General features: G+C 40.3%; 24 protein-coding genes and 1 pseudogene. 12 read left to right on the plus strand and 13 right to left on the minus strand.

Features of this window, described 5'->3' with window-relative positions:
• Positions 1–219 precede the first annotated feature (219 nt).
• A complete protein-coding gene (locus NIES592_RS01940; RefSeq protein WP_009458262.1) occupies positions 220–723 on the plus strand; it encodes an FHA domain-containing protein in 504 nt (167 codons plus the stop codon).
• Between the two features lie 96 nt (positions 724–819).
• Here NIES592_RS01940 and NIES592_RS01945 read toward each other — a convergent pair whose 3' ends face one another.
• On the minus strand, positions 820–1,167 hold the full coding sequence (locus tag NIES592_RS01945) for a hypothetical protein (RefSeq protein WP_062249127.1): 348 nt from the start codon (positions 1,165–1,167) through the stop codon (positions 820–822).
• Between the two features lie 263 nt (positions 1,168–1,430).
• Here NIES592_RS01945 and thyD point away from each other — a divergent pair, with 263 nt between their 5' ends.
• Entirely contained in the window at positions 1,431–2,351 is a 921-nt protein-coding gene (gene thyD / locus NIES592_RS01950) for a thylakoid membrane protein ThyD (protein ID WP_062249125.1), read from the plus strand.
• Positions 2,352–2,412: 61 nt separating this feature from the next.
• Here the strand turns inward: thyD and NIES592_RS01955 are convergent, their stop codons facing one another.
• From NIES592_RS01955 to NIES592_RS01965, 3 genes are all read right to left on the minus strand, one after another.
• Positions 2,413–2,655, minus strand: coding sequence for a hypothetical protein (locus NIES592_RS01955; protein WP_062250785.1), 243 nt, complete (start codon positions 2,653–2,655; stop codon positions 2,413–2,415).
• 86 nt (positions 2,656–2,741) lie between these two features.
• Positions 2,742–3,164, minus strand: coding sequence for a tetratricopeptide repeat protein (locus NIES592_RS01960; protein WP_016871171.1), 423 nt, complete (start codon positions 3,162–3,164; stop codon positions 2,742–2,744).
• 144 nt (positions 3,165–3,308) lie between these two features.
• Positions 3,309–3,668: a HesB/IscA family protein gene (locus NIES592_RS01965; protein WP_073554765.1), complete on the minus strand. Its 360-nt coding sequence runs from the start codon at positions 3,666–3,668 to the stop codon at positions 3,309–3,311.
• A 388-nt stretch (positions 3,669–4,056) separates the two neighbouring features.
• Here NIES592_RS01965 and NIES592_RS01975 point away from each other — a divergent pair, with 388 nt between their 5' ends.
• The 5 genes from NIES592_RS01975 (at position 4,057) to NIES592_RS01995 (ending at position 10,522) form a co-directional block, all read left to right on the plus strand.
• A complete protein-coding gene (locus NIES592_RS01975) occupies positions 4,057–5,703 on the plus strand; it encodes a DUF6930 domain-containing protein (protein ID WP_073554767.1) in 1,647 nt (548 codons plus the stop codon).
• A gap of 1,041 nt (positions 5,704–6,744) precedes the next feature.
• The gene (locus NIES592_RS01980; protein ID WP_073554768.1) at positions 6,745–7,872 is read left to right on the plus strand and encodes a hypothetical protein; all 1,128 of its coding nucleotides are present in this window, start codon (positions 6,745–6,747) and stop codon (positions 7,870–7,872) included.
• Positions 7,873–8,209: 337 nt separating this feature from the next.
• Entirely contained in the window at positions 8,210–8,380 is a 171-nt protein-coding gene (locus tag NIES592_RS01985) for a ribbon-helix-helix protein, CopG family (RefSeq protein WP_016867699.1), read from the plus strand.
• Positions 8,381–8,588: 208 nt separating this feature from the next.
• Positions 8,589–10,028, plus strand: coding sequence for a 9,9'-di-cis-zeta-carotene desaturase (gene zds / locus NIES592_RS01990; RefSeq protein ID WP_009458269.1), 1,440 nt, complete (start codon positions 8,589–8,591; stop codon positions 10,026–10,028).
• A gap of 47 nt (positions 10,029–10,075) precedes the next feature.
• Positions 10,076–10,522: an SRPBCC family protein gene (locus NIES592_RS01995; RefSeq protein ID WP_062249115.1), complete on the plus strand. Its 447-nt coding sequence runs from the start codon at positions 10,076–10,078 to the stop codon at positions 10,520–10,522.
• 52 nt (positions 10,523–10,574) lie between these two features.
• Here NIES592_RS01995 and NIES592_RS02000 read toward each other — a convergent pair whose 3' ends face one another.
• The 3 genes from NIES592_RS02000 to NIES592_RS02010 form a co-directional block, all read right to left on the minus strand.
• On the minus strand, positions 10,575–10,814 hold the full coding sequence (locus NIES592_RS02000; RefSeq protein WP_009458271.1) for a 2Fe-2S iron-sulfur cluster-binding protein: 240 nt from the start codon (positions 10,812–10,814) through the stop codon (positions 10,575–10,577).
• Positions 10,815–10,827: 13 nt separating this feature from the next.
• Positions 10,828–12,306: a cobyric acid synthase CobQ gene (gene cobQ, locus NIES592_RS02005; RefSeq protein WP_073554769.1), complete on the minus strand. Its 1,479-nt coding sequence runs from the start codon at positions 12,304–12,306 to the stop codon at positions 10,828–10,830.
• Between the two features lie 468 nt (positions 12,307–12,774).
• Positions 12,775–13,179, minus strand: coding sequence for an Npun_F0494 family protein (locus NIES592_RS02010; RefSeq protein ID WP_062249109.1), 405 nt, complete (start codon positions 13,177–13,179; stop codon positions 12,775–12,777).
• Positions 13,180–13,277: 98 nt separating this feature from the next.
• Between NIES592_RS02010 and NIES592_RS02015 the strand changes: the two genes are divergently transcribed.
• Positions 13,278–13,715 (plus strand): peroxiredoxin, encoded by a 438-nt coding sequence (locus tag NIES592_RS02015; RefSeq protein WP_073554770.1) that lies wholly within the window; start codon positions 13,278–13,280, stop codon positions 13,713–13,715.
• A 257-nt stretch (positions 13,716–13,972) separates the two neighbouring features.
• On the opposite strand, the gene NIES592_RS02020 is transcribed toward NIES592_RS02015, so the two are convergent.
• The 3 genes from NIES592_RS02020 to hisF all read right to left on the minus strand — a co-directional run bounded on the left by NIES592_RS02020 (position 13,973) and on the right by hisF (position 15,809).
• Entirely contained in the window at positions 13,973–14,371 is a 399-nt protein-coding gene (locus NIES592_RS02020; RefSeq protein WP_073554771.1) for a hypothetical protein, read from the minus strand.
• Positions 14,372–14,743: 372 nt separating this feature from the next.
• On the minus strand, positions 14,744–14,935 hold the full coding sequence (locus tag NIES592_RS02025) for a hypothetical protein (RefSeq protein WP_009458276.1): 192 nt from the start codon (positions 14,933–14,935) through the stop codon (positions 14,744–14,746).
• Between the two features lie 100 nt (positions 14,936–15,035).
• Positions 15,036–15,809 carry an imidazole glycerol phosphate synthase subunit HisF gene (gene hisF / locus NIES592_RS02030; RefSeq protein WP_062249103.1) on the minus strand — a complete coding sequence of 258 codons (774 nt, stop codon included), beginning with the start codon at positions 15,807–15,809 and terminating at the stop codon, positions 15,036–15,038.
• 154 nt (positions 15,810–15,963) lie between these two features.
• Here hisF and ruvB point away from each other — a divergent pair, with 154 nt between their 5' ends.
• Positions 15,964–17,067: a Holliday junction branch migration DNA helicase RuvB gene (gene ruvB, locus NIES592_RS02035; RefSeq protein ID WP_073554772.1), complete on the plus strand. Its 1,104-nt coding sequence runs from the start codon at positions 15,964–15,966 to the stop codon at positions 17,065–17,067.
• Positions 17,068–17,213: 146 nt separating this feature from the next.
• The gene (locus NIES592_RS02040) at positions 17,214–18,017 is read left to right on the plus strand and encodes a tetratricopeptide repeat protein (RefSeq protein WP_073554773.1); all 804 of its coding nucleotides are present in this window, start codon (positions 17,214–17,216) and stop codon (positions 18,015–18,017) included.
• A 77-nt stretch (positions 18,018–18,094) separates the two neighbouring features.
• Here NIES592_RS02040 and NIES592_RS02045 read toward each other — a convergent pair whose 3' ends face one another.
• The gene (locus NIES592_RS02045) at positions 18,095–19,342 is read right to left on the minus strand and encodes a ribulose bisphosphate carboxylase small subunit (protein ID WP_073554774.1); all 1,248 of its coding nucleotides are present in this window, start codon (positions 19,340–19,342) and stop codon (positions 18,095–18,097) included.
• A 55-nt stretch (positions 19,343–19,397) separates the two neighbouring features.
• Here NIES592_RS02045 and NIES592_RS26140 point away from each other — a divergent pair.
• Both NIES592_RS26140 and NIES592_RS26145 read left to right on the plus strand, forming a co-directional pair.
• Positions 19,398–19,508 (plus strand): annotated as a pseudogene (locus tag NIES592_RS26140) (DUF2887 domain-containing protein); the annotation flags it as partial.
• A gap of 6 nt (positions 19,509–19,514) precedes the next feature.
• Positions 19,515–19,733: a hypothetical protein gene (locus tag NIES592_RS26145; RefSeq protein ID WP_371915090.1), complete on the plus strand. Its 219-nt coding sequence runs from the start codon at positions 19,515–19,517 to the stop codon at positions 19,731–19,733.
• Between the two features lie 138 nt (positions 19,734–19,871).
• On the opposite strand, the gene NIES592_RS02055 is transcribed toward NIES592_RS26145, so the two are convergent.
• Both NIES592_RS02055 and rcbX read right to left on the minus strand, forming a co-directional pair.
• Positions 19,872–20,201 (minus strand): ribulose bisphosphate carboxylase small subunit, encoded by a 330-nt coding sequence (locus NIES592_RS02055; RefSeq protein ID WP_062249092.1) that lies wholly within the window; start codon positions 20,199–20,201, stop codon positions 19,872–19,874.
• Between the two features lie 72 nt (positions 20,202–20,273).
• Positions 20,274–20,675: a RuBisCO chaperone RbcX gene (gene rcbX / locus NIES592_RS02060; protein ID WP_062249091.1), complete on the minus strand. Its 402-nt coding sequence runs from the start codon at positions 20,673–20,675 to the stop codon at positions 20,274–20,276.
• Between the last annotated feature and the right edge of the window lie 83 nt (positions 20,676–20,758).

Below are 20,758 nucleotides of genomic sequence, written 5' to 3' on the forward strand. Positions count from 1 at the left end.
AGAATATTTGCTCTGATATATTTCAAAAGAGTGAATATCTGTTCTGCCTGTCTCAGGTTAAACTAAATCAATAAGCCACTGTTTAAAAAATCTCACAAAGTCATTGACTCTTTTCCCAGAGCGCCAGTAGATGCCACTGTAGATACTAAGAGTAAAACAGTACAGTATAGTTTTACTCTTAGTCATAAATATGCAGTACTAGAGACTCTGGTTTAGAAAATGGCAGAAAACAATTCTAAACAATTCTTAATTCATAAGACTTCAACTGATTTTAGTAACGATTTGTCAATGGCAGCAGAAAACCATGAAAGCCATATACTGATCGTGGAAGACGATCAAGGACGTAAGGAGTTTACTCTAGAGCGTCCTATTTATTCCATTGGTCGAGACCGAGAATGTGATATCCGTTTAGTCTCACAATTTGTCTCGCGTCGTCACGCTACCTTAGTAAGGTTGCCCAGAGATGATAATAGCAAAAGTTATTATTATCGAATTGTTGATGGTGACGCTAAAGGCAAGCCCAGTTCTAATGGTCTGATGATTAATGGGCGCAAACTCGCAGCCCATGACCTTAAAAATGAAGATGAAGTTGTTTTTGGACCGCAGGTACGTGCCATTTATTACCTGTTAAAACGTGATACAATGCCCCCTGGTCAGGCTGATGTTAGTGAATATGACATTACACTTATCAACCCCGGTATGACCGACGATTTGGAAGACTAAAAAGTTCATTGGTAATATTTTCTGTGGCGTTATGCTCTAAGCTAGATTGGCACAAAGCTAGCTTTAGCAGACGCCCTTGCTGTAAGCATTTGTATCTTATCCTGCTAAGCTTTCAATCAGATGCCAATGGCGGCTTTCTTCAATTGCCTGCTTGATATACTCAAACACCTGCCGACAATGATTATCTAGCTGGAGTGGTAGTTCTTGGTTTTTAATCACAATGCTCATTCGAGTTTCTGTTTCGGTGGCTGTGCTTTTATCAATAAATATTTCTACTGTCACCATTTTTGAGTAGGAAACGGTACCGACAATCTCACGTGCCATGATGTAATCCAATGTAGAGTACTGCACATCTAAGTTGCAGTCTTGTAGCAGTTCTACAAGTAGCGGCTGGAGATGGTGAATGGGAATAGAAAGAATGAACAAACAGGTATAGCGAGCCATAATAGACCCAAGGCTTGTAACACTCAGTCCATCCTATAATATCGAACCGTCTTAAACACAAGTAGTTATAGATTCATTAAGGAAGTGCTTGATACTAGTAGTTCATGTCATTAATTTTGATAAGTCGTGAAAGTTCGTGAAAATTGAGCGATAACTTGCTCATTACCAACCTCTCATAATTAATGACACAGGCCACTAGCCGCCAACTTATATTTCCAGGTGCAATAAAAAACTTTAATATAAGATTTGATAGAGGTTAACTTATGAAAGTAGCAGTAAGTGGTGCAACAGGATTTGTCGGTAGTCGCTTGGTAGAACAGCTTCACAAAGATGGCCATCGGGTATTGGTATTAACTCGTAACATCGCCCATGCTCAAAAGGTTTTTCCCAACAAAGCTTTCTCTAATGTAGAAATTGTTGCTTATACACCAACTGTATCTGGTACTTGGCAAGAGGCGATCGCTTCTTGCGATGGTGTTGTTAATTTGACTGGCGAACCCATAGGTGAAGGACGGTGGACACCAGAACGAAAACAAGAAATTCTCAACAGCCGTAAACTGACGACTCAAAAAATAGTGGAGGCAATAGCTAAGGCTGATCCTCAACCTAGTGTTCTAGTTAACGCCTCTGCTATAGGTTACTACGGCACTAGCGAAACTGCTACTTTCGACGAAACAAGTCCATCTGGTAATGATTTTCTCGCCCAAGTTTGTCAAGCTTGGGAAGCGGAAGCAACAAAAGTGACACAAGCGGGTGTTAGATTAGTAATTCTCCGATTCGGTATTGTTTTAGGTCTGGGTGGAGCCTTGGGTAAAATGATTACACCTTTCAAGCTGTTTGCTGGCGGGCCTATTGGTAGCGGCAAACAATGGTTTTCCTGGATTCACATTGATGATTTAGTTAACTTGATTATCCAAGCTTTAACTAAACCAGAAATGTCTGGTGTATATAATGCTACAGCTCCTCATCCTGTCCGCATGTCAGAACTATCTACAACTATGGGCAAAGTCATGCATCGTCCTTCTTGGTTACCTGTTCCCGACTTTGCAATTGAAGCTCTTCTGGGAGAGGGAGCTGTAGTAGTTTTAGAGGGACAACAAGTTCTTCCTAAACGCACCCTTGAAAGTGGATTTGAATTTCAATATCCTGATTTACAACCAGCTCTAGAAACAATTTTGAAATAATTAGTTGTTGGTTGTTTGTGATCCTATTAACTACTAACTACTAACTACTATCCACTAACCATTAACTAGATTGGAACTTTCGGGAAATCCAATTGATGATACCACTGAGAATTGCACCACCCATCAGGATTCCAATTGCTGGGTTAAAAACAGGTTGCCAGAGTTTGTACCATAAATCTAAGCCTAAGGGTACTCCTGATGCTTTCCCAATCACTGCGATCGCTAACCACCCAAAACCAAACAGAACAAGAAAGACATCGACTACTAAAATTAGGTTAAGCCAACTTAAAAATTTCTCTTTCATAAGCTCAAAATGAATAATGTTGGTAGTTGTTGGTTGTTTGTTGTTTGGAACAACCAACAATCAACAGCCAACAAACAACAATACTCCTAATTTTCAAATAACCAATTTTTGACTTTTGCCAAACTCTGCCAATCCGGTTTTCTCTTAAAACCATCTTCAATGCTGTCTTTGATTTCCTGTTGCCATTCGGGGCTAAGGGTCAATAATTGATTAGCAGCATCAATATGTTGGCGTAAGCCTTTTTGATTTGTTTCCAACATGGCAACAGCGAGATTTACTCTTGCCTGTGGATCTTGTGGATTTAACTTTACTGCTTTTTGTGCAGCCTTGAAAGCAGAGTTGGGTTTATTATCCAAAAGATACAGCCACGCTAAACAAGTCCAAGCAGCACTACTTTTAGGAGCGCGATCGCAAACCTCTTTAAAAACAGGAATCAAAGTCTCTGGTGATTCCCCAGCTTTATAGCGTTCTAAACCTGTATCAAACAAGGATTCAACTGTTTGAGTCATAGTGAATTGGTCAATGGTCAATTGTCAATGGTCAATTGTCAATGGTCAATTGTCAATGGTCAATAAACTAAATGTATAGACGCGCTGTTTGAAGCGTTTTTACAACTGTGAACACTTGACAATGGGCACTTGATTGACACTTGACTAAACACCAAATGACTTACCACATCCGCAAGTTTGGCTGGCGTTGGGGTTGGTGAATTGAAAGCCTCCACCAATCATGGCATCGCTATAATCAAGCATTAAGCCATAGAGATATAATAGGCTCTTGCGATCGCAAACTATTTTAAAGCCGTCATAATCAAAAACATCGTCATTTGCGGTAATCTTACTAGGGTCTTCAAAGTCCATCAAGTAAGACATTCCAGAGCAACCCCCTTGACGTACTCCTACCCGCAAACACAAGTCTTTGCCGCCTTGCTTTTCCTGCAATAATTTCACTTGCCGCAATGCTGCTTCGCTTAACTGAATTCCCCGTTGTGAAGACTGAATTGCCTGTGTCATCTGCTTTTTTAACTCCTTATGTGGTTATCGATTACCATAGACAAGCAAAGCGGGAACCTTTAACCCAAAAGTTTTGTCATTGGGTAGCCCCGAAAATTTTCGCAGACGCCTTCCGACCACGCGTCTATAAAAGCTTTTTTATTCATTTTAACGATATTGATGTTCTAGGTTGCCAAATTGTAAATACTCCGTCAAAAGCACGCAAAGATTTTTATTCTAGAATTGAGAGATTCAATATGTTTTAGAGATTCGCTATTTTTGGAGTTTCAGCCTTTGGCAGCCCACAGTTACGATTACTCTTAATTCAACAGCCAAGGGAGTTTTCATTGGAGACTAGCCCTGACTCAAAAGTGTATTTACAAATCCCTTGTTTTGATTCACTTACTCTATGACAAGTTTTAATCGCTCTACCAGCCGTCGTTTACGGAAATTAACTCAAATTCCTTCTGTATGGGAGGGCGATCGCCGTCCATTGTCATCACCAACCCAGCACTCAGACTCCGAAACCAAGGGCGAATGTATTCTTTGGGTGGATGGTACACAAGGCATTGTGCGGGGAATGGACGTAGTACCTCCAGAAAGTGGACCAGAAGCAATTGTTCGCACTTTGATGCGAGCAATGGAGAATCCCCACAGTCCTGCTAAACCTGCTCGTCCCCAAAGAATTGTGGTCAGAGACCGGGAAATACAATTTTACTTACGTGGAGTCCTGCAAGATTTAGATATTGCTATTGATTATTCATCTGAGTTACCTCTAATTGATGAGCTATTTCGTGGGTTTGCCGAAATTCTCGACTCTCAAGTTCCCGAACTACCTCCACAGTATGCTAAAGCTTTGCGAGAAAAAGCATTAGCAATTTGGCAAGCTGCTCCCTGGGAATTATTAGAAGAACAGCAGATTTTATCAATCGAGATCAACAAATGGGATGTTGGTACACTCTACGCCTCAATGATGGGGATGCTGGGTATGGAGTATGGAGTACTGTTGTATCGTTCAGAAGATTCACTCAAGCATTTTCGGGCCACAATTTTAAGAGAAGACAAATCCCAAGGACATTTAGAAGAAGCTTTCCTCAAGCAAGATTGTCTATTTCTGACTTTTGAACATGTTGACGAAACAGACGAAGAGGAAGAATTTGAGGATTTAGCGAAACTGCCACTATCAGAAATTGAACCCACCTTTGGTAATATTCATCCTCTCGAGGGACTACGCTCGGTTTTATATGATGAAGAAGCACTGATAGTATACGTTGCCCTAGAAAGCCTTAACCGTTTTATTCGCGATCATCGTCGTCATTTGGGGAGCGATTCTTTTCCAACTTTGAGTCGTCGCTACCGCATTTCCCTACCAGATTCTTGTGATGAACAGACAAAGTCAGTAGCCATAACAGTCTCTAGTATGCCGGAATTGGCAGCAGAGTTAGAGGAAATGGCTGGCTATGAGGATGAAGAAGACGAGGAGGAGATAGAATCTGAACCTACGCCGATGTTTAGGTCATTGCGAGATGACTTAATCCCAGAAGACTCTTTTCTCAGCCTGGGTGTAGTGTCTTGGGAAATGTTGGAGTACTTACGTCAAGGAGTTAATTACCATCCAGCAGGAGAAATTCAGCCAGTAGGCGATGGTCTGCCAGTTATTCTAATTCAAACTTCGCGCCCCAAGGCTAAAACCGTAATTGAAAATATAGAAAAAGCAGGAGGTCTAAAAGCAATTTGCTTCAATCCTGGTGCTGATCCTTTTGGTGGCGATCGCTATGATCTGGGTTTACTGCAAACTCAAAATGGCGAATTGTTCTTATTTGGGGAGTTCTTAGATGATGATCCTGTTCACGTTGAAGCCAGAAAAAAATGGAATCAGCGTTGTAAAAATACCAAAGGCTATTGCGGTTTGATCATTGCCAAAGGACTTACTGGTGCTGCTCGTGGTAATCCCCAGTTGCGAGATATGATGGCTTTGTTTGAGACGCGATCGCTGTCACCCAAGGACTTAGGTATTGGCACTCTCCAGCTAATGCCGCAACTGCAATTTGAATAACAACCGCTGAAGAAACACAGGGGTATAGGGTATGAGAGTGTAGGAGAAAGATTGTGTTTCTTTCATCTGTTGCTATTAGCGAATGCGAGTGCGTGCCGGAAGTATTCGCTGCTAGTGGTCAGATCACATCTAAATGTGATTGGTAATTGGTAATGGATCAATTACCTATTATTTCTTCACAAAATTCTTGACATAAATTCCCCCAAGTCGTCCTCCTTGTCCCCTTATCTTGGATCATGCCCGAAACTAAAGTTTTGGGTCAAACCTTAAAGGAGTTAAAACTCTTTACAACCATTGTCATAGTTAGCTACAAGCTAACTTAAGCTCTTAGCCCCAAATTTATTTGAGGGCAAGATTTTGGGCAAGTGCAAGATTCCACTGACAATTATGCCCACAAGAGGGCATGAAAATTTGACTCCTCCTACACCCATTTTCAACACAGAATTTGTTAATTGTTCAATCTGTAAACTTTGTCGTAAATTTTATTTTACTTACTTTTTGGTAAGTTTTTTATTTAAAGATTGCAAAAATTAAAAATGAATTATTGGTAATGGTAATTCACAAAAAATTTACTATCTAGTTTGAAAATTATAATTTTTTTTATTTTTTTATTTATGTAATATGCAAGTTTTTGTGTAAACACCTAATATTTTTGACATAACTTATTCGTAGGTTACAAGTAACTTATTTTACATTTTATATTGCTCGCTAACTATTAAAGAAATCCATTCTCAAAACAAGAAGTATAAACGACTACAAAACATTTCACAGGCTGATATTATCTAAGCTCAATTTAGTTTAAAAAAATACACTTTTTACATGATGTGTATTTTGCAAATTTTATAGATATTTATAATGACAACACAATCAAATGTAATCTTTTTACTATTGCTTATTAAAATTTTCACAAAAATAAAAATCTCAATTTAAGTACAAATTCAGTGAAGATTAAGTAAAGGCAACCAATTAAATTGGAAAACATATACAATGGGAACATCAATAAAAAGGGTGTTTATACGGCAATATTTACAACATTAATATATGGAGATGAATGAAAAACCAGATAATGATTCAGAGGGTTTACTACAACTGGAAAAACAATCTGCTGTTTCATATTTAGCTCAACAATGGGCAAAGAAGTATTTACAGAATGTTGAACTGAACTACTTCTATGAACATAAGCAAGATGCTTTAAACTTCAAAAAAGTAGTATCTCTTGAAGGACGAAAAAGAACAGCACAAAAGCTAATAAATTCACTGCGTACTGTGAGTTTACAAGCTTGGAACAAAACAGAAGCATTGTTGTCAGAGGAAATCAAAAGGCATCGTATTGATCCAAAATTAATCAATCCTTGGGAAATCACAGCAGATTATTTTGGGATATACGAACAAGCATTGCATCTATATATCCAGCAACAATCAAGTCACGATTTACCTACACAAATCCCAGCAGTGAATAGAGAAAATTCATTGTCTGAAAGAATTCAGCAGATACAAGCACAAAGTTTTGTTTCTACTCAAATGGCAAAAATTATTAGTACAAGTGTTTGTTTGCTGCGGCAGAAATACACACAAAAAGATCCCAGAGTGATTGGCTTTGTGAGTATGCAGTTTCACTATACTAACCTTGGCTTACTACACACTCTTTCACCTTTGGAAAGAACTGTACTTGGCAGTTACTTAAAAGTCATAGATGACCACTTATATATGCCATTACAGCAAGTTTATGATGCAGCAGCAGATCATGACTATAATTCTCATGTTTTAACAGCAGTGCAGAAACTTTTACCTATTAGTACACAAATAGCTAATAAAATTTGCCAAAAGATTATTGACCTTTACCCTAATTATCATTCCCAGTCTGGTTTATTAAGTGAACCACTAGTCAGAGTTTCCAGTATCAGGGATGTAGAAATGTTCCAGGTTTATCTTTGGGTTTGTAGCTTAGAGGGAAGCGTGAATGCAATTCAACAAGAATTGTTCCCATTATGTGCAATGCTCTACCCAAGATTAAAAGTTCAATGGCAGCTTATTCGCTGTATGCTGCACTTACTACAGCAAGAAATATGTCAGCATCTGAATACTCAACAAGCTAATACCTTGATGCCTTATTTACAAGTTTTGTGGCACATGTTTTCACCAAAAGTATTTGGCGAACTCATATTGTAGAGGTAGCTAAGTTTCTTGTATATTGCTATCCTCTAACAAATAGTTATTTAGTTAGCAGCAATCATTTTTGCTAAACTATAAAATTTTTGGTCAAGCTTGATTATTCCTCAACAGGTTCCTGTTGTGTAGTAACCAATATACGCTATTGTTTCTGTCACAACAACACTTTATTCATTTGTTTTTTGATTCTATTAGAAAACAAAGGACACTTCAAGCAAACCAAATTTTTTACATCAACGATTGCTTGTTTCCTGACAAAAACTCTGATATTCTTATCTCTTTCATCCTCACTAACATTTTGTCAATGATGTTGATATACAGCAAATAGCATAATCAAATGACTAATAAGAAATGGGCTGTAAAACGTATTACTGTGAATTTAGCAGCACAGGAGGCCGAAAAATTGGAAAAGTATTGTCAGCAAACTGGTAGACCTGCAACTGACGTGATTCGGGAATTGATCCGAGGATTGTCTGTAGCTGAAGACACCAATGATAGTAACAGATAAGGAGGCAGACAATAAATTAAGAGTACAAAGAAAAAGAAATAAAAAAGAAAGGAAAAATTTGTTTTTGCTTTCAACTTTTTACTTTATTTGACTCTTTTACTGATTTGTCTGGGTGTTTTGAATCCTTGGACTGTGGATGGAATACAAGTAGCAAATTCCGACACCAACCCAGTTACAATTTGTAAAGAAATTGAAAAGGAAGGGCGGAATGCGCGTTGCAATCATTGGTGCGGGACTGGCTGGGCTAGCAACCGCTGTAGATTTAGCTGATGCTGGCTGTGAAGTCCAGATTTTTGAGTCCCGTCCGTTTGTTGGTGGAAAAGTTAGCAGCTGGGTAGATGAAGATGGCAACCATATTGAAATGGGGTTGCATGTCTTCTTTGGCAACTATAATCAGTTGTTGAAATTGATGAAGAAGATGGGAGCCTTTGAAAACCTGCTTCCTAAAGAACACATTCATACCTTCATCAATAAGGGAGGACAGATTGGTGCGCTTGATTTTCGTTTCTTTATGGGTGCGCCTTTCAATGGTTTAAAGGCCTTTTTTACTACCTCTCAACTCTCATGGCTAGATAAGTTGCAGAACGCCATAGCACTTTCTACAAGTCCAGTTGTCAGGGGTTTGGTAGACTTTGAGGGTGCGATGCAAAATATTCGTAACTTAGACAAAGTTAGCTTTGCTGAATGGTTCCGTAGTCACGGTGGTAGTGATGGCAGTATTAAGCGGATGTGGAACCCGATTGCCTATGCTTTGGGTTTTATTGATTGCGAGAACATATCCGCCCGTTGTATGCTGACAATTTTTCAGTTATTCGCCGTGAGAACAGAAGCATCAAAACTGCGGATGCTTAAAGGTTCACCCTATGAATACTTGCATAAACCGATTTTGGAGTATCTAGAAGCGAGAGGAACAAAAATTTATACTCGTCGGAGAGTACGAGAAGTTCAATTTGCTGAGGAAGGAGAACAAACCCGTGTTACTGGTTTGGTAATTGCTCATGGTGACACAGAAGAAAACATTACTGCTGATGCGTATGTAGCTGCCTGTGATGTGCCAGGAATTCAGCGACTCTTGCCTCAACAATGGCGTAAATGGACAGAATTTGACAATATTTACAAGTTGGATGCGGTTCCTGTGGCAACAGTGCAGCTACGATTTGATGGTTGGGTAACAGAACTGCAAGATGCAGAAGCACGCAAACAGCTAAATCACTCAGCAGGGATTGATAATTTGCTATATACTGCTGATGCCGATTTTTCTTGTTTTGCTGATTTAGCTTTGACTAGCCCTGCTGATTATTATCGGCAAGGGCAGGGTTCTTTGTTGCAGGCAGTGCTGACACCAGGAGATCCGTTTATTAAAAAAAGCAATGAAGAAATTGCCCAGCACGTTTTGGCACAAGTACACGAGTTGTTCCCATCATCAAGGGAATTAAACATGACTTGGTACAGTGTAGTTAAGCTAGCTCAGTCTTTGTACAGAGAAGCACCGGGGATGGATATTTATCGTCCTCGTCAAAAAACCCCTGTGGCTAATTTCTTCCTGGCAGGGAGTTATACACAGCAGGATTACATCGATAGCATGGAAGGAGCAACTATTTCAGGAATGCTTGCCGCAAAAGCTATTTTGGAAACTGTGAAAAAATAGTTTGCTGATCCAAAATTTCAAATCCAAAATCTCAAATCCAAAATCTAATGTCTGATTGGTTAGAACATACAGTGCAGATGGAAGTAGAGGCTCCTATAGATCTAGTATGGAGTCTTTGGTCTAATTTGGAGCAAATGCCCCGCTGGATGAAGTGGATAGATTCGGTGACAGTTCCTGAGGATAACCCCGATATCTCATTGTGGAAATTGAAATCTGGTGGTTTTGAATTTACCTGGAAATCCCGGATTCTCAAAGTCATTCCTCATCAAATCATCCAATGGGAATCTATCGATGGTTTACCGAATCGGGGAGCTATCCGTTTTTACGATCGCCATACCAGTAGTATCGTTAAACTGACTGTTGCCTATGCTATCCCTGGTATCCTGGGCAAAATCATGGATAATCTATTTTTGGGACGATTAGTAGAATCAACTTTACGTGCGGATTTAGAGCGATTTAAGCAATATGCCTTACAAAAAAAGGCTGAAGTCTAAAGGTTGTAGCCGCCCTCAGGGGTGTCTACATCCTTGATACTTCATACTTTTTTTACCACGTTGGATCGCTAAACAAATTTATCGTTAATTCTTCACATCCGTCTGGAACTGAGCTAATACAAGCACGAATGATTTCTCCATCGTCTAGTTCCACTGTACAAGCGTGACAAGTACCCATCAGACAACCTGTGGGAATAATTACCTCTGCTCGATCAGCAACATCTAGCAGAGGTTCTCCCACTTGGGCGTCAACTGTAACATCATCTGGTAAGAAATGGACACGCACAGTCATAATTTTGGGCTTACTACGACAACAAAGGAGTCAAATCTAAGTGCTGTTCAATTTCTGTGGCAAGGGAATCTAAAAGGTTTTCGCGCTGATCTCGATAGTTGGCAACCCCTGTAGGCAGAGATTTTAAACCTCTTTGTTGACGCAGGCGATTTAACCAAGCACGACGCCAAGGTCCATTGTCAAATATACCGTGGAGATAAGTACCCCAAACTGATTGACAACTATCGACTAATCCTAAATTTGGATCGTCAAATAGAGGATAATAGGATTGGGAATCTATTCCTTGGGTTTCGATGCGCGATCGCCCTTGATGAATTTCAAATCCAGTCACAGGTAAACCCATTTGGGGATGATTAGAAGTCACTTGACGTTGGCGGGCAATTTTTTGTCCCGTTATGACTGTTTTGATCGGTAATAGTCCTAAGCCTTGAAATCTGCCTGCTTGCCCTTCAATACCTTCTGGATCGGCAATCATTTGACCAAGGATTTGAAAACCACCGCAGATACCCAAAACTGTACCACCTGCTGCTGCATAATTTTGAATTGCCTCTGCCATACCAGTTTTTTGGAGTAACAGCAAGTCAGCAATTGATGTTTTCGTACCTGGGAGAATTACGGCATCTGGATGTCCTAATTCTTGCTTGGGACTTAAGTATTTTACCATCACTGTTGATTCTGATTCCAATGGGTCAAAATCGGTAAAATTAGATATTCTGGGTAATCGAATCACACTGATATGGAGATCTGCACTGGATTTATGGGATTTACGTTCAAATAAATCTAAAGAATCCTCCGCCGGAAAAATAGTTTCTAAGTAAGGAATTACACCAAGTACCGGAATGCCCGTACGTTCTTCTAACCATTTAATACCAGGTTCCAGCAGCGATCGCTGTCCCCGAAACTTGTTAATAACTACACCCCGAATCAAAGCCCGTTCTTCTGGTTCGAGTAATTCTAAGGTTCCAACTACATGGGCAAAAGCACCACCCCGATCAATATCAACTACTAGTAAAGTCGAAGCATTCAAATGTTTTGCCACTCGCATATTAGTTAAATCACGGTGCTTAAGGTTAATTTCTGCTGGACTACCAGCACCTTCACAAATCAGCAAATCAAATTCTGTTGACAAATGCTGTAAAGACTCTTCGATTGACCGCCATCCCAGTTCAAAATACTGCTCGTAATAATCCGCAGCGCTCACTTTTCCTATAGCCTTACCCTTAATAATTACTTGGGAAGTCATATCACCTTGGGGTTTGAGTAAAATCGGGTTCATTTCTACCCAAGGTGCAACCCCCGCAGCCCAGGCTTGTACTGCTTGGGCATAACCAATTTCTCCACCATTAGCTGTGACATAAGCATTTAAAGCCATATTCTGACCTTTAAAGGGAGCCACCCGCCAGCCACGCCGCGACAAAATGCGACAAATAGCCGCAGTCAACAGTGATTTCCCCGCGTGGGATGTTGTTCCCACCACCATAATTGCTTTCATATTCAACTGTTTTTCCGATCAGGAATGATATTAAAAGCATGAAGTGTAATATAGCAATGCTGTTTGAGTGATCAGATTACTCGTTAAATAGTCATTGATTATTCATGATTTATCATTAGCTTTGGATAAATGATAAATGAGTCAGTATAAACAATGACCTTACGTAACATCTCACATCAAGTCACCAAGCCATAGTAAAGACTTCATAAATGCAGTTGAGACTTCCGTATATATTGTTCCCGCTTCAAGGCGACTCTTAACTTTTTAATTAAAAATTGGTTAGTGGATAGTGGTAAATCAGGCATTGCTGAATCTGGTCATGAATTATGTTTGTATACATTTTTGTAGAGACGTAGCATTGCTACGTCTCTACATATCCGTGAATTGTAAATTCATATCTTGATTCAGCAATGCCGTAAATCACCAACAACTAACAACTAACAACTAACAACTAACCAGCAACAAATTCTAAAATGGTAGCGTGAACCAACGAGCTACAATATCTAAAAAGCGATCGCGCCACGTTATAGTCGGCAAAGTCTGGTGCTGCAATTGTTCCACTATCTGACGACCAAGGGGTGTGAGGCGAAAACTATCTGTAATTCCTTGACCATCAACTTCGCGTCGCAGTACACCTACTTTTATCAACCATACCAAAGAGTTGTCTGCTCTTAATTCAGACAAAGCAGCTTTGGTGTAGCCTTTGTTAACACCGGAATTGCCAACAATTTCACTCATTGCTACCCGCTCTGAAAGCATCGCTGCAAATAAACCAAAATTAAAAGGAGAACAAAGTAGCGATCGCTTGGCTCTTTCTACGGTTTTAGATGGGTATGTCAGGGTTTTCTGATTTTGAGCGTTAACAGCAGGCATTTTGGTTTCCAGTTATTCAGTTTTATTTTCCTGTAATTATTGTAAATTATTGTAAAATTTCAAGTGCATCAATAATTTCAAATTTAGGAAGGTAAATTATGCCTCTAGCAGTTGGGACAGATGCACCTGCTTTTACCGTTAAAGATACTAACGGCAACACTGTTTCTTTATCTGATTTCAAAGGTAAAACAGTGGTTCTGTATTTTTACCCCAAAGACGACACTCCAGGCTGCACAAAGCAAGCTTGTAGTTTCCGTGATGCTAAGGAACAATACACAAGTAAAGATATTGTGGTGCTGGGTGTAAGTGCAGATGATGAAGCTTCACACCAAGCATTCACCCAAAAATATAATCTTAACTTTCCACTACTAGCTGACACCAAAGGTGAGTTAATTAAAGCCTACGATGTCGATGGTGGTGGTTATGCTAAGCGTGTTACCTACGTAATAGATGGCAATGGCAAAATTATTCATGTTGACTCTAGTGTCAACACCTCTACCCATGCCAGCGATATTTTAGCTACCTTGGGATTGTAAATTACCCTGAGCAGAATCAACAGTTAAAGAGTCAATAATCCAAACTATTGACTCTTGACTGTGCCAATTTTAGATTTTGGATTTTGGATTTTAGATTATTTTTTCGGTTCAAGTCCCACCCCCTTGTGGGCAGAAAAAATCTAAAACTGTCAATCTCAAATCTCCAAGCTGCATCCCGAAAGTGGCTTGCAGTGAATTCAAAATCGCAAATCTAAAATCCAAAATTGTTTGACTTGCCTTAAACACAACAAATAACGTTATCGATTTGGAGTAGTATTCACACCTGGAGTAATGATCTGTAAACTAGGTGTTTGCTGTTGATTTTGTTGTGTTAATGCTCGTTGTCTGGCTTTAAAAGCTTCTGCTTCTTCATCAAGTTGTTGGTTTTGGGCATTGATATCTAGATTCGGCACACTTAAATTGGCACGATGGATTAAGTTGAACACACCAAAACCATCACTGGTGTTAGTGTTAGAAAAAGGATTATTGCTGTTGTTGTATGGGTCGTCTGTATTGTTCTGCGGATCGTAATTTGGCAAGTTCGGTATCTGGCTAGGTTCAGCAAGGCTAGGTTGTGGCATTAATAAGGAAGCCAAGCCGATTCCCGCCAAAGTAGTTACAGCGATAAGTTTGAGCGGCAGAAACGAGACTTTCATGCAGATTTACCCCACACATGATTTCAAGTTAACAATGCTTCCATTTTAAATAACTTGGAACGACATGCTAAACCATCTCCCGGATGTTTGCTTGACAGCTTTAGATAAATATGGTTTGGTTTTAAGAATTACTGCTAATTAAATATATAGAGAATTTATTATCGATAACAAGTAGAAATACTTAGAATAGGTTTTTCTAATACCTTTGCTTCTAAAAACTTTGCCAACTTTTTACTCTCAGTTCACATGTGGCTGAATGTAATATTGGTAGTTTATTTTTCTATTTGTTGGTCATTAAAAGTATTGGGTAATGAATAATGCCACAAAGCGATTTTGGTTTTGTCTTGTTATTTAATAAAGTATCTTTACTTATTAAGAAACATGCAGCAAATAGCTCATACAATGACCCATCAAAAAGTACACTACCATCATTGCAGCTGCGGCTAACGCAACTAACAAACCTGCCAACATGAGGGAGAATTCCTTGCTCTCGTAAGCTCTTTCCATCAAATGCAGCGACCAGGCTACCAGCGCCACATCAAAAACTAATATAGGAATCAACATATTTATTAATATTTTTTAATGCTTCTTTACCAAGTTTAACATCCTTTTCAGGAAGTGTGTTGAGTACTAGATGTATCTTCAGACAAGAGCTATGCTAAAATCACTGGTACGTTCGTACTGGTAAGTGATGCTCGCGCAAATAATTTTTAATTTCCTCCACAGTTAATTCCCCGTAATGTAGTAGTGAAGCTAGTAAGGCGGCTTCGGCTCTACCTTCTGTTAGTGCTTCATAGATATGTTGACAATTTCCTGCACCACCAGAAGCAATTACTGGAATTTGTACAGTTTCGGCGATCGCTTTTGTCAATTCGAGGTCATAGCCAGCCTTGGTACCATCGGCATCCATACTAGTCACTAATAGTTCTCCTGCACCTCGTTTTTCTACTTCTTGCGCCCACTTGAGAGCATCTATGCCTGTATTTTCCCGTCCACCTCGCACATACACATCCCAACCAGGGTTGTGAGGAGCTTTTCTGCGTCTGGCATCAATAGCAACAACTATGCATTGATTACCAAAGCGATCGCTAGCCCGATTAATAAAATCTGGGTCGCGTACCGCCGCAGAATTAATACTAACCTTGTCTGCTCCAGCTCGTAACAGATTTTTAACATTTTCTAAGGATTGAATGCCACCACCAACAGTCAAGGGAATAAAAACTTGTTCGGCAGTGCGGTAAACAACATCAATAATGGTATTGCGGTCTTCATGAGTAGCCGTAATATCCAGAAACACTACTTCATCTGCTCCAGCTTCGTTGTAAACCTTTGCTAGTTCTACGGGATCGCCTGCATCTTGCAGGTTAACAAAGTTAACTCCTTTTACAACTCGTCCCGCATTCACATCCAAGCACGGTAAGATTCTCTTAGCTAGCATGACAATCTTTGTCCTCCTAAGTAGTTCCCCGGAATTTAAATTTTAGATTGGCAAGCGTATTTATCCCAAGAAAATTTTCCTCCGTATTTATACCCGTTGGTGCCGCTACCACTTGCCCTCAATCAGTGTAGAAGTAAAAGTTAATAGCTAAAATATGGCGATTATCTCCTCAAAAAAACAGCCTCACGAATCAGGCGATAAGCAACCAAAACAGCGCCGGGAGTCGGCAAAAACGTCTCTAGAAGAGAATATTTTGCAACCCAAAGCTGCAATTGATGAACAAGGTAAACAGGAAGAAAGTATTCGACCACAACGGTTTGCCGATTATATTGGTCAAAAAGATTTAAAAGATGTATTGGAAATAGCTATTAAAGCAGCTCAGTCTAGAGGAGAAGTGCTAGATCATTTGCTATTGTATGGACCTCCTGGTTTGGGTAAGACCACAATGGCAATGATTTTAGCAGCTGAGATGGGAGTGAACTATAAAATTACTAGCGCCCCAGCTCTCGAACGTCCTAGAGATATTGTTGGGCTATTGGTAAATCTCAAGCCAGGGGATGTTCTATTTATCGATGAAATTCATCGTTTATCGCGGATGAGTGAAGAAATTTTATACCCGGCAATGGAAGATTATAGATTAGATATCACTATTGGTAAGGGTTCCAGCGCTCGAACTCGTAGTATACCCTTAGCAAAATTTACCTTAGTGGGGGCAACAACCCGTGTGGGAGCTCTAACTTCTCCACTGCGCGATCGCTTTGGCTTAGTGCAAAAATTGAGGTTTTATGAGGTAGAAGAACTAAGCTTGATCGTGCAGCGCAGTGCTGAGTTACTCAATACTGTTGTTACTGAAGATGGTGCGAAAGAAATTGCTAAGCGATCACGAGGCACGCCACGGATAGCTAATAGACTACTCAAGCGAGTCCGTGATTACGCGGAAGTAAAATCCTTTCCTCAAGTTTGCGAAAACGTTGCAGCCGAAGCATTAAAATTATTCCAAGTCGATCCTTGTGGTTTAGATTGGACGGATCGCCGGATGTTGACTGTAATTATTGAACAATTCAACGGTGGGCCAGTAGGATTAGAAACAATCGCAGCTGCAACAGGTGAAGATACCCAAACCATAGAAGAAGTTTATGAACCTTATTTGATGCAAATTGGCTATTTAAGCCGGACGCCCCGTGGTAGAGTAGCGACAACAGCAGCTTATAAGCATATGGGCTTTAAGCCACCGAATGAACAGTTATCGTTGTTATGAGGAACTGAGAATGACGGACACGGAAGACATGGGGGACACAGGAGATATTTTTAATAGATTTTCCCCTATCTCCCTTGTCTCCCTTGTCTCCCTTGTCTCCCTTGTCCCCTTCTCCTTTGTCTTCTCCCGATTCCCGATCCCGAATAATGAGATTATTTGTAATTCTGTTGAGTCTGCTACTGCTGTTTGGCTGGAATCAAGCAGCGATCGCCCAACCCCAAACACCAAAGTTTACGCCAGAAGAAATACAAAAATGGGACAACTTGGCAAAATCAGCTTTTGCAGCAACAAGTAAAGGGGATTTTGCCAAGGCTGAACAGTACTGGACAGAAATTATTGAAAGGTTCCCAGATAATGCGGCGATTTGGAGTAATCGGGGAAACTCTAGGGTAAGTCAGAACAAATTACCACAGGCACTAGCAGATTTTAACAAAGCTATAGAACTTGCCCCTGATGTTGCAGATCCTTATCTAAACCGTGGTACAGCGCTGGAAGGTTTGGGAAGATGGGAAGAAGCGATCGCAGACTATAATCATGTCTTAGAAGTCAATCCCAACGATGCGATGGCTTACAACAATCGTGGTACTGCCAAAGCAGGTTTGGGAAGATGGGAACAAGCCATAGCAGATTACCAAAAAGCAATGGCGATCGCTCCAAATTTAGTGATTGCCCGTGGAAACTATGCTTTGGTTTTGTATGAAACTGGTAAAATAGACCAAGCCATCCGAGAGATGAAAAATATAGTCCGCAAATATCCCAATTTTGCCGATACACGTGCTGCACTTACAGCCGCCCTTTGGGTAAACGGACAAAAAGGTGAAGCTGAAAGTAACTGGGTAGCAGCCTACGGACTAGATCCTCGCTACAAGGATATTAACTGGGTAAAAAATATCCGTCGCTGGCCTCCGAGTATGGTGGCTGCTTTGGATAAGTTTCTCAAACTCCAGTAACTTTGTTGTTAGTTTTTAGTTGTTTGGTGCTTGGAACAACCACCAACCACCAACTACCAACTACCAACAATCAATAATCAACTATTCGGACGCTGAATAATTGTTTCCATAACCCGGCGTTTATTTTTGGGGTCAACTCCTACCAAGCGCACATACTCGCCACTGTATTCTGCCAAGCAAGATTCGAGAGTAGAGATAGCATCAGACTCGCCATTAATTTGACCAACAGCGCAACTTTGCCAAGAACCTGTGCGGAAACGACGTTCATCTACGTGTTCAATGCCAATTTTGTAACCCTGTGCTAGCAGTTCGCGTATCTGTGCTTGAGTTTCTAGGGTGAGATGAGTGTTTGACGACTGTGATTTGTGATAGCCGTTACCACCATTGTTAACAGGTTGATTAACTTGTGTTGGTGTAGCAGTAGGTTGGGATAGATTACGGGAATATAGACCACGATTGTACTCGGTGACTAGCTGAGAAGTCAGAACACGCTGTTGTTCTGTGACCATAACATTGCCCATCTCAATCAAATGAGATAGGTTGAAATTTGGTTTTCTAAATTGTGGTGGCCCTTCTAAGCTGTTGACAACCCGCCTAGAAACGCGTTCAACTCCAACTTCATAAATAAAGTCGCGGATTTGTTCGTCATAAATACGCGATCGCAAAGCACTAAAAAAGTCGATAGACTGATTCAAAAAAGTATCAACTAGTTGTTCTATTTCCCGTTGCGAAAGTCCATCTTCACTAAAAATTCCACCAACAATTCCTATTTTGTCATCTCGGTCTGGTTCCCAATAAAATTTCTCCATTCGACCATCACGAATTAATGGCGCATACAGAGTAGAGAAATCATTTCCTGTGACAATAATTGGTACGCGATGTAATGGTGTAGAGTCATAGCTACCAGGCAACTGTACATCAGTAGGATTATCAGCAATATTCATCAGTGTGGCATTCACCAACTGGGTGTTTACTGTGTACTGTGTACCCTCATCAAAACGTCCTGCACCCGCATCTAAATCATTTATCATGAGTACGCACATTTTACCGCGCACTTTAATTAATTCTGCGGTTTCCCGATAGCGCAGACGAATTAGACGTGCTGGATCTCCTGCATCTGGACTTTCTAATTCTCCGCCCGAAATGTGAGTTACTTCCACACCCATTCTTTCAAAAACTAACTCACATTGAAAGGATTTACCTTCTCCTTTGCGTCCATGAATACCTAAAATCAAAGGTACTCTTAAACCAGGGAGATCAAGAAAGTTTTTGGTGATGTGAACAGCAACTTTGTCCAGAAAGCGAGGAGAGATGTAGTAACTCATAAACCTTGGGGATAGATAGAATATCTTAAAATCATGTTAAATTTTTAGGAAGCTAATAACTTCTGATCAACAACAGATAGCAAATGAAGTTACTCAACGAGAACTCATACAATTAATAGAAACGATCATAGTCTATAAATTTCCGCGCCTGAGTCGGGAGGAGATAGAGCAAATGTTGGGACTGGGTGAATTAAAGCAAACATGGGTATATCAGGAAGCTTTTCAGGAAGGTAAGTTAGAAGGTAAGTTAGAGGGTAAGTTAGAAACAATACCTCAGTTGCTAACACTGGGATTAAGTGTAGAGCAAATTGCTAAAGCTTTGGATATAGAAATTGAACTAGTTCGGCAGGTTGCTAGTGAAAAAGTCTCTAGTGACGATACAAATACCTGAAAGCTTTATTAAGAGTTGTTTATTGATGGTTGATTGTTGTAGTTCAAACAACTAACAACTTCCCAGTAAATAAGAGAGGTAGAGCGATCTACCTCTCCAGTTGAGGGAATAATATTAATTACTCACAGCTTACCAGTTTTAGAATCTGCCGGGTTTGTGAACGATAAAGCTGAGAATTTGGCACTGTTTAACGTTGTCAAATCCAACAACGCGGATGAAGCAATTGCCGTACTGAGAACGACAAGCTTGTACTTCGCTCAACACTTCTTGAGTGCTTCTAGCACTGAACAAAGGCAGTTTCCACATTGTCCAGTAGTACTCGGTAGGCTCTGAATTTTCGTTGAACTCGATCGCCGGAATATAACCTTGATTCAGAATGTACTGGATCTGCTTGGAAATTTGAGCATCAGTGAGGGGAGGTAAGTAGGAAAGGGTTTCGTAACGACGCTCTTTTGGTAGAGTTTGCATAGCTAAATCAAAATGGTAACGGTTGACATTAAGTTATCAGTTATCAGTGATGATTTGTTCACTGCTAACTGCTCACTTTTCATTGTTTGGATCTGAGGTTGCTTGCTGTTCTGACTCAGAACTGGGGTTTGATTGATTTAACTGCGTCATCCGCTCAAGATGCTGACGGCGGTGTTCCGTATTAGCCTGTTGAATACCAGCACGAACCATTTCTGGTAGAAATTCGGTAACTTCCTCCGCTATGTGTTCTCTGACTGTCATAATCCGCAATGCCAAATCCGGCTTTTCCCGGAAAAGTTCTTCTATGTAAGCTTCTCCATCCTGGATTTTGTCTTGTGCGGAAAACCGATGCAGCCAAAGTGCCAAGGGAGGATTGGTTTCACTGAGTTGAGCCAACACCGTCCTCACTGCCTGATATGTCAGGTAGCTTTGCAGCGTCTTGGCTGTGTCCTTCGCAATTTGTTTAATATTCATGCTTGACCCCAGCCCCTGTGAATTTTAGATTGTGAGTTTTGGATTTTAGATTAATCCAAAATCCAAAATCGCAAATCTAAAAT

This window comes from Fischerella major NIES-592 (genome assembly GCF_001904645.1).
GTDB lineage: Bacteria > Cyanobacteriota > Cyanobacteriia > Cyanobacteriales > Nostocaceae > Fischerella > Fischerella thermalis.

Coding starts and splice junctions, on each gene's coding strand:
- NIES592_RS01940 (WP_009458262.1), top strand. CDS start 220: ATGGCAGAAAACAATTCTAAACAATTCTTAATTCATAAGACTTCAACT.
- NIES592_RS01945 (WP_062249127.1), bottom strand. CDS start 1,167: ATGGCTCGCTATACCTGTTTGTTCATTCTTTCTATTCCCATTCACCAT.
- thyD (WP_062249125.1), top strand. CDS start 1,431: ATGAAAGTAGCAGTAAGTGGTGCAACAGGATTTGTCGGTAGTCGCTTG.
- NIES592_RS01955 (WP_062250785.1), bottom strand. CDS start 2,655: ATGAAAGAGAAATTTTTAAGTTGGCTTAACCTAATTTTAGTAGTCGAT.
- NIES592_RS01960 (WP_016871171.1), bottom strand. CDS start 3,164: ATGACTCAAACAGTTGAATCCTTGTTTGATACAGGTTTAGAACGCTAT.
- NIES592_RS01965 (WP_073554765.1), bottom strand. CDS start 3,668: ATGACACAGGCAATTCAGTCTTCACAACGGGGAATTCAGTTAAGCGAA.
- NIES592_RS01975 (WP_073554767.1), top strand. CDS start 4,057: ATGACAAGTTTTAATCGCTCTACCAGCCGTCGTTTACGGAAATTAACT.
- NIES592_RS01980 (WP_073554768.1), top strand. CDS start 6,745: ATGGAGATGAATGAAAAACCAGATAATGATTCAGAGGGTTTACTACAA.
- NIES592_RS01985 (WP_016867699.1), top strand. CDS start 8,210: ATGACTAATAAGAAATGGGCTGTAAAACGTATTACTGTGAATTTAGCA.
- zds (WP_009458269.1), top strand. CDS start 8,589: ATGCGCGTTGCAATCATTGGTGCGGGACTGGCTGGGCTAGCAACCGCT.
- NIES592_RS01995 (WP_062249115.1), top strand. CDS start 10,076: ATGTCTGATTGGTTAGAACATACAGTGCAGATGGAAGTAGAGGCTCCT.
- NIES592_RS02000 (WP_009458271.1), bottom strand. CDS start 10,814: ATGACTGTGCGTGTCCATTTCTTACCAGATGATGTTACAGTTGACGCC.
- cobQ (WP_073554769.1), bottom strand. CDS start 12,306: ATGAAAGCAATTATGGTGGTGGGAACAACATCCCACGCGGGGAAATCA.
- NIES592_RS02010 (WP_062249109.1), bottom strand. CDS start 13,179: ATGCCTGCTGTTAACGCTCAAAATCAGAAAACCCTGACATACCCATCT.
- NIES592_RS02015 (WP_073554770.1), top strand. CDS start 13,278: ATGCCTCTAGCAGTTGGGACAGATGCACCTGCTTTTACCGTTAAAGAT.
- NIES592_RS02020 (WP_073554771.1), bottom strand. CDS start 14,371: ATGAAAGTCTCGTTTCTGCCGCTCAAACTTATCGCTGTAACTACTTTG.
- NIES592_RS02025 (WP_009458276.1), bottom strand. CDS start 14,935: ATGTTGATTCCTATATTAGTTTTTGATGTGGCGCTGGTAGCCTGGTCG.
- hisF (WP_062249103.1), bottom strand. CDS start 15,809: ATGCTAGCTAAGAGAATCTTACCGTGCTTGGATGTGAATGCGGGACGA.
- ruvB (WP_073554772.1), top strand. CDS start 15,964: ATGGCGATTATCTCCTCAAAAAAACAGCCTCACGAATCAGGCGATAAG.
- NIES592_RS02040 (WP_073554773.1), top strand. CDS start 17,214: ATGAGATTATTTGTAATTCTGTTGAGTCTGCTACTGCTGTTTGGCTGG.
- NIES592_RS02045 (WP_073554774.1), bottom strand. CDS start 19,342: ATGAGTTACTACATCTCTCCTCGCTTTCTGGACAAAGTTGCTGTTCAC.
- NIES592_RS26145 (WP_371915090.1), top strand. CDS start 19,515: ATGTTGGGACTGGGTGAATTAAAGCAAACATGGGTATATCAGGAAGCT.
- NIES592_RS02055 (WP_062249092.1), bottom strand. CDS start 20,201: ATGCAAACTCTACCAAAAGAGCGTCGTTACGAAACCCTTTCCTACTTA.
- rcbX (WP_062249091.1), bottom strand. CDS start 20,675: ATGAATATTAAACAAATTGCGAAGGACACAGCCAAGACGCTGCAAAGC.